Source organism: Microbispora sp. NPDC049633 (genome assembly GCF_040675265.1).
GTDB classification, from domain to species: Bacteria; Actinomycetota; Actinomycetes; order Streptosporangiales; family Streptosporangiaceae; genus Microbispora; species Microbispora maris.
This window is the reverse complement of record NZ_JBFAOO010000295.1, coordinates 1-6,499: the sequence shown is the minus strand read 5'-3', so window position 1 is coordinate 6,499 and position 6,499 is coordinate 1. Positions and strand designations below refer to the sequence as shown.

Annotated in this window: 9 protein-coding genes; 4 read left to right on the top strand and 5 right to left on the bottom strand. The window is 74.2% G+C overall.

Annotated features, from left to right (window positions below; translation table 11 throughout):
• Window positions 1-237: 237 nt before the first annotated feature.
• Both AB0J39_RS37230 and AB0J39_RS37225 read left to right on the top strand, forming a co-directional pair.
• Entirely contained in the window at window positions 238-774 is a 537-nt protein-coding gene (locus tag AB0J39_RS37230; protein WP_363473522.1) for a sigma-70 family RNA polymerase sigma factor, read from the top strand.
• Window positions 771-1,259 carry a hypothetical protein gene (locus AB0J39_RS37225; RefSeq protein ID WP_363473520.1) on the top strand — a complete coding sequence of 163 codons (489 nt, stop codon included), beginning with the start codon at window positions 771-773 and terminating at the stop codon, window positions 1,257-1,259. The genes AB0J39_RS37230 and AB0J39_RS37225 overlap by 4 nt, the downstream gene beginning before the upstream one ends.
• Window positions 1,260-1,275: 16 nt before the next feature.
• Here the strand turns inward: AB0J39_RS37225 and AB0J39_RS37220 are convergent, their stop codons facing one another.
• Window positions 1,276-1,623 carry a VOC family protein gene (locus tag AB0J39_RS37220; protein ID WP_363473518.1) on the bottom strand — a complete coding sequence of 116 codons (348 nt, stop codon included), beginning with the start codon at window positions 1,621-1,623 and terminating at the stop codon, window positions 1,276-1,278.
• A 138-nt stretch (window positions 1,624-1,761) separates the two neighbouring features.
• Between AB0J39_RS37220 and AB0J39_RS37215 the strand changes: the two genes are divergently transcribed.
• Window positions 1,762-2,319, top strand: coding sequence for a YceI family protein (locus tag AB0J39_RS37215; protein WP_363473516.1), 558 nt, complete (start codon window positions 1,762-1,764; stop codon window positions 2,317-2,319).
• Window positions 2,320-2,349: 30 nt separating this feature from the next.
• Window positions 2,350-3,207: an NAD-dependent protein deacetylase gene (locus AB0J39_RS37210; protein WP_363473514.1), complete on the top strand. Its 858-nt coding sequence runs from the start codon at window positions 2,350-2,352 to the stop codon at window positions 3,205-3,207.
• On the opposite strand, the gene AB0J39_RS37205 is transcribed toward AB0J39_RS37210, so the two are convergent.
• From AB0J39_RS37205 to cobJ, 4 genes are all read right to left on the bottom strand, one after another.
• A complete protein-coding gene (locus AB0J39_RS37205) occupies window positions 3,204-4,073 on the bottom strand; it encodes a sirohydrochlorin chelatase (RefSeq protein WP_363473512.1) in 870 nt (289 codons plus the stop codon). The two genes, AB0J39_RS37210 and AB0J39_RS37205, sit on opposite strands and share 4 nt — an antisense overlap.
• The gene (locus AB0J39_RS37200; RefSeq protein ID WP_363473509.1) at window positions 4,070-4,645 is read right to left on the bottom strand and encodes a precorrin-8X methylmutase; all 576 of its coding nucleotides are present in this window, start codon (window positions 4,643-4,645) and stop codon (window positions 4,070-4,072) included. Before AB0J39_RS37200 ends, AB0J39_RS37205 begins: the two co-directional genes overlap by 4 nt.
• Window positions 4,642-4,830, bottom strand: coding sequence for a 4Fe-4S binding protein (locus AB0J39_RS37195; RefSeq protein ID WP_363473507.1), 189 nt, complete (start codon window positions 4,828-4,830; stop codon window positions 4,642-4,644). Before AB0J39_RS37195 ends, AB0J39_RS37200 begins: the two co-directional genes overlap by 4 nt.
• Window positions 4,809-6,499: precorrin-3B C(17)-methyltransferase (cobJ, locus tag AB0J39_RS37190; protein WP_363473505.1), on the bottom strand; the 1,691-nt coding region annotated here is incomplete at its 5' end. The genes AB0J39_RS37195 and cobJ, both read right to left, overlap by 22 nt.

Genomic DNA, 6,499 nt, shown 5'->3' with positions numbered 1-6,499 from the left:
AGCACCGGCGGCCTGACCGACCTCAAACTCCTCGGCCCGGCCTGCCAGTTCCACAACCGTGACCGCTACCAGCACCCCGACCGCTACACCCGCCGCAAGGCCGGCACAGACCGCTGGGCCTTCACCTACCAGGGGCGCCGGTGAGAGACGTGTCATGAGCCCCGAACGAGCGGCCTGCTGCAAACCGTGAACCTTCTTGGCTTCTCGCCCGACTGTGCAGGGTGACGGGAGGACGAGATGACCGATGAGCTGCTGGTGATCCGCGCTCAGCTGGGCGAGCGTGGAGCGCTGGCCGAACTGCTGGCTCGATGGCGGATGCCGGTGTGGACGTACGCGCGGCGCATGCTGGACGCCGACCGGGCCGACGACGTGAGCCAGGAGATCTGGCTGGCGGTGGTCCGCGGCCTGCCCCGGCTCAGGGAACCCTGCCGGTTCGCGCCGTGGCTGTTCACGATCGCCCGGCGGTCGGTCATCGACCGGCTGCGTGACGAGTACGCCCAGGCCGAGGAGGCCACGGGATTCGGCGACATCGCGGGCGAAGGGATCGCCGAAGATCCGGCTGAGGCCATGGTGAACCGTGCCGCGCTGGTGAACGTGCTGTCGGCTCTGCCGGTGCTGGAACGAGAGATCCTCGTCCTGTTCTACCTGGAGGACCTGCCGGTCGAGGAATGTGCGTACATCTGCCGGATCCCGGCCGGAACGGTCAAGTCCCGGCTCAACCGCGCCCGTCGCCTGCTGCGTGAGCACCTGGAGGAGAAGGGACGTACGTCATGAACAACCAGCCGCGCCAGTCGGCGCAGGACATGATCGAGCGCCTGGCGCCTGTGCTGTCGCTCAGAACGCGGATCCGGGCGGTGACGGCGCTACTGGCCGGCGTGGCCGGCGCGGTCTTCGTGAGCACGCTGTGGTGGTCGGAGCCCGGCCCGCTTCCCGGGCGCACTCGCCTGGCGTTCGCGTTGCTCACGGTGTTCTGCCTGGCCTGGGCCGGGTACGGCGGGTGGTTGCTGACGCGCCGGGTTCCGCTGTTCGCCGCCGACCGGGTGATCGCCGCCTGGATCGGCCTGGCCGCCTCGCTGGCCACCACCGCGGTCGTGACCGTCGTGGCCGTGCAACGAGGCACGGGGGCGTGGCTCGCCCTGGCGGTCGGAGGTCTGTTCGCGGCGGTGGCCGTGGTGCTGGTGGTGCGCGCCCACCTCCGGCGGGCGGCGCTGCTGCGCCGCAGGCACGAGCTGACCGGCAGCATGAAATCTACGATGTAAAGGAGGCGGGTTGTGATCAAACAGGGGAGTAGAAGACGACGTCCCAGCCGTTCGGCCCACGTACCGTGCACCTGTGCTCGTGCGGGCCCCGCTCGATCTCGCCGACCGTGAGACCAAGTGCGGTGGCGCGCTCCCTGGCGCGCTCGACGTCGGGCACCTTCACCATGACGGACGGCGCGGTCGTCGTCCGGTCGGTGCCGGCCAGTGCCAGTCGCCCCGACGGCAGGTCGAACTGCGCCCAACGGTCGCCGTCCACGAATGTCGGGGTGGTCCCCAGCAGGGCCGACCACGTCTCGACCGCCGTGCCGAGGTCCGTGCACGGCACGACGGGTGCCAGGGAGAGTGCCTTGTCGTCCTGGTCCACGCTGTTTCCGCCTTTCGTCAGGATGCGGCTCCGAGCACGGTAGAACACGCTGTGGATCACCGCCAGGGGGCAGGGCCGACCTGCAGCTGAGCGTCCGGCACTGACATCTCCGGCCCGTTTGCCGGGAATGCCCATGAAATGGACGTCGAGGCGGGCACGTACGCGCTGGGACCGAGGTCGGGCAGGCTCCTGGTCCTCACCGGCCGCGCCGGGCTGGGCGCCAAGGCCGGACACGACCTGACGATCGAGGTCACGCGGTGGCGGGGCGAGGCGGTGGTGACGCCGGACGACCCGGCGGGCTGCCGGGTGACAGTGGAGGCCGAGGTGGCCTCGATGCGGGTGCGCGAGGGGACGGGCGGGGTCAAGCCGCTCACCGACTCCGACCGGGTCGAGATCGAGAAGAACATGCGCGACAAGGTCCTCAAGGCGGACCAGCACCCTCTGGTCACGTTCCGGTCGACCCGGGTGGAGGGCGGTCCCGAGGCGTTCCGCGTCGAGGGCGACCTGACGATCGTGGGGGTCTCCCGGCCGGTCACGGTGGACGGCGCGTTCGCGGACGGGCGGGCGCGCGGCCGGGCGACCGTCGTGCAGTCCGAGTGGGGGATCCGCCCCTACTCCGCCCTCTTCGGCGCGCTCAAGTTGCGCGACGAGGTCGAAGTGATCTTCGACGTACGGCTGGGGGAGGGCCGGGCCTGACATGCGCGGCGCGTCGGGCACCATGGAAGCGTGACTGTGGTGCGCGACGCGGAGACCGCCGAGCGGTGGGGCATGCTGGCCGATCTCATGGCGGACGGCGAGGTGGTGGTCCTCAGCGGGGCCGGCCTGTCGACCGAGTCCGGGATTCCCGACTACCGGGGGGAGACCGGCCGCAGGCGCAGGGCCGAGCCGATGACCTACCACACGTTCGTCAGCAGCGCCGCCGCCCGCAGACGCTACTGGGCGCGCAGCCACCTGGGGTGGCGTCACATCGTGGACGCCTCGCCCAACGCCGGTCACCGTGCGGTCGCGGAGCTGCAGCGCCGCGGCCTGGTCGCCGGGATCATCACGCAGAACGTGGACGGCCTGCACCAGGCGGCGGGCGCGGACGGGGTCGTGGAGCTGCACGGCAGCCTGCACCGGGTGCGCTGCCTCGCCTGCGGGCGGCGCACCCCGCGCCACACGCTCGACCGGCGGCTGCGCGCGGCCAATCCCGGCTGGCACGCCCGCAGGGAAGTGATCAACGCGATGATCAACCCCGACGGCGACGCGGTGCTGGGCGCCGACGAGGTCGAGACGTTCCGCACGGTCGACTGCGAGGGCTGCGGGGGCGTGCTCAAGCCCGACGTGGTGTTCTTCGGCGAGAACGTGCCGCCGTCGCGGGTCGAGGAGTGTTACGCGCTCACCGAACGGGCCGGCCTGCTGCTCGTCCTGGGGTCGTCGCTGACCGTCATGTCCGGCTACCGGTTCGTACGGCACGCCGCCGCCCGGTCGATCCCCGTAGCGATCATCAATCAGGGGCCGACCCGGGGCGACGGCGAGGCGCTGATGACCTTCGACGCCCCCCTCGGCCCGGCCCTCACCACGCTCGTGCGGGAGCTGGCCTAGACGTGCACGTGCGCCGGGTCGTCCGGGTGGTGATGCGGGTGCTGCGCGGCGCCCACCCGGTGCTCGTGGCCCGGCAGCGGCACCCGGTAGAGGCAGGTGTCGCAGTTCATCCGGATGTCGCCGCGCAGCGCCTCGTCGTAGCGTTCCAGCACCAGGCCGGCCAGGGCGGGCGCGGGCCCGATGACGCCGGCGCAGCGCACCTCTACCTCGGGGTGCGCCGTGGCCCACTCACGCGCCTGGGCGGCGGTGCGCTCCGGCAGCACTCCGCTGAACAGGAAGTACGGCAGGACGACGATCCGGCGGGCGCCGAGCAGCCGGGCCCGCTCCAGCGCGGCCGCGACGCCGGGATCGGCGAGGCTGATGAACGCGGGCTCGACACCACCCAGGCCGCGTCCCTCCCACAGCAGCCGGGCGACCTTGACGTGCTCGGCGTTCGCGTCCGGGTCCGAGGAGCCGCGGCCGACGAGCACCACGGTCGTCTCCGCACGCTCGGACGGGTCGAGCACGGCGTCCAGCCGCTCGTCCAGCAGGCCGAGCAGTGTGGGGTGCGGCCCGAGCGGTCTGCCGTACGCGTAGCCGAGACCGGGGTGGCGCAGCGCCTCCCGGCGGAGCGCGGCGGGCACGTCGCCCTTGGCGTGCCCGGCCGCGACCAGCACGAGCGGGACCACGCCGAGTCGGGTGTGCCCGGCGCCGGTGAGCGCGGCGACCGCCTCGCGCAGAGGCGGGCGGGACAGCTCGATGAACCCGCCGGCGACCGGGACGGGGGCGCGGGCGGCCACCTCCTCGATCAGCAGGTGGAAGTCGCGAACACCGGCCGCGTCGCGCGTGCCGTGACCGACGAGGAGCAGCGCCGGCGAGCCGGTCATAGGGGATCCTCCCAATACAGAAGTGCGTTGACGGCGGCGGCGGCGACAGCCGAGCCGCCTTTCTCACCGCGGTTGCTGACCGCGGGCAGTCCCGACGCGCGCAGGGCCGCCTTGCTCTCGGCCGCTCCGACGAAGCCGACCGGCAGGCCGACGACGAGCGCGGGGCGTACGCCGAGGCGCAGGATCTCCTCCAGCGCGGTGGGGGCGTTGCCGACGGCCCACACCGCCCCCGGGCCCACCTCGTCGTAGGCGAGGCGGACGGCGGCGGCGCTGCGGGTCAGGCCGTCCCCGGCGACGGCCCGGCGGACGTGGCAGACGGGGGTGACGGCGGTGACGCCCGCGGCGACCATCTCGACGTCGGTGACGACGGGGGCACCGGCGCGCAGGGCGGCGGCGGCCCGCCGAAGGTCCTCCTCGGCCGAGACGACCAGGTCGCTGAGGTAGTCGAGGTCGGCGCTCGCGTGGATCACCCGCTCGGTCACGGCCCGGGTCAGCGGCGGCAGCCCGGAGGTGTCCACGCGCGAGCGCAGGATGTCGTACGACCGGGCTTCGATCGGGTGCACCCTTCTCAACCCGGCACCTCCGCCACGGCGTCGACGGGGCACACTTCGGCGCACTCGCCACAGCGCGTGCACCGGGAGCCGAGCACGATCAGCGCGCCGGCCGGCCCGGGCCGGATGGCGTGCTCGGGACAGGTCAGCAGACAGGCGCCGCAACCGGCGCATGCGCCGGTGACTACGTAGGAGAGGGCTGCCACGCGTACCCCCTCGGTGTCACGAAGCGGCCCGCCACGGCCCGGCTGGACGTGGCGCCGACGATCACGAGGCTGCGCATCGTCACGGCGGACACGTCGAGCCCGCCGAGCGTGGTCAGCGCGACGCTCTCGCCGGGGCGGCTCGCGTCGGTCACCACGCCGGCCGGGGTGTCCGGGCCGCGCCGCTCGCCGAGGATCTCCAGCGCCCGGGGAAGCTGCCAGTCGCGGCCGCGCGAGCGGGGGTTGTAAAAGGCGACCACGAGGTCGGCGGCGGACGCCGCGCGCACCCGCCGCTCGATCGCCTCCCACGGCGTGTGCAGGTCCGACAGGCTGATCGCGCAGTGGTCGTGCCCGAGCGGCGCGCCGAGCAGCGCGCCGGCGGCGAGCATGGCCGTCACCCCCGGCACGCCGACGACGTCGAAGGTGTCGTCGGCGAACTCCAGCGCGGGCGCGGCCATCGCGTAGACGCCCGCGTCGCCGCTGCCGACCAGCGCGACCGCGTGCCCCTCGCGGGCCAGCCGTACGGCGGTGCGGGCACGTTCCTCCTCCGCGCCGAGGCCTGAGGCGATCACCCGGGTGCCGGGGCGCAGCAGGTCACGGATCTGGTCGACGTACTGGTCCAGGCCGACGAGGTGGCCGCAGCGGCGCACCTCGGCCACGGCGCGCGGGGTCATCAGGTCGCGGGCGCCGGGGCCGAGTCCGACGATCGCCAGCCTGCCGCGGGGGCGCAGCCGGGCGACGGCGGCGGTCGCCATCGCCGACCTGCGTTTGGGCACGACCAGGTCGCCGCCGTCGGCCAGCGCGGCGGCCTCGGCCACGCTGGGGGTGCCGACCGCCCGGCGGACGACCTCGCTGGGATGCGGCACCGTCACCCCGGCGAGCCGTTCGGCGGGGTGGGTGACGAGCGGCACGCCGAGTGCGCGGGCGGCCGCCACGATGCCGGCCTCGTCCGCTTTCACGTCGGCGGTGGCCAGGCGTACGACCGACCGGGGCGACAGCCCGGCCTCGGCCAGCGCGTCGCGGATCAGCGCGAGGACCTCCTCGGCGGCGACGCCCCGGCTCGCGCCGACGCCGACGACGAGGCTCGGCGGCCGGACGACGACGGCCGGTCGCGGCGGGTCCACGACCCGATCGGTCACCACGACGCACGGGGGGCGTGGCGTGGCCGACGGGGTGACGGGCAGCGGCGGCAGCGGCCAGGTGGCGTCGGCGGTGAGCGTCACCTCCTCGCCGCCGGGCAGACCGCCGGACAGGCTGTCGAGCATGGCCCGGGTCACGGCCGCGACGTCGCCCTCGACCGGCAGGCCGAGCGTGTCGAGCGCGCCGGTGCCGGTGGCGTCGGTCGCGGTGGTGACGACCGGCATGGCACCCAGCGCGGAGGCGACCTCGTGCGCGAGCCCGTTGGCGCCGCCGCCGTGGCCGCCGGTCAGGGCGACCGCGAAGCGGCCCGCCTCGTCGACGCACACCACTCCGGGGTCGTCGCGCTTGTCGCCCAGCAGCGGCGCGAGCAGCCGCACGGCCGCGCCGACCGCGAGGAAGCACACGACGCGGTCGCACTCGCGCCAGGCCCGCGCCAGGTCGGCCACGGGGTACCACCGGGTGTCCGGCCAGGCCTGCTCCAGCAGGCCGGCGGCCGTCCGGCCCGCCTTCGTCGCGGTGACCAGTCCGGTAA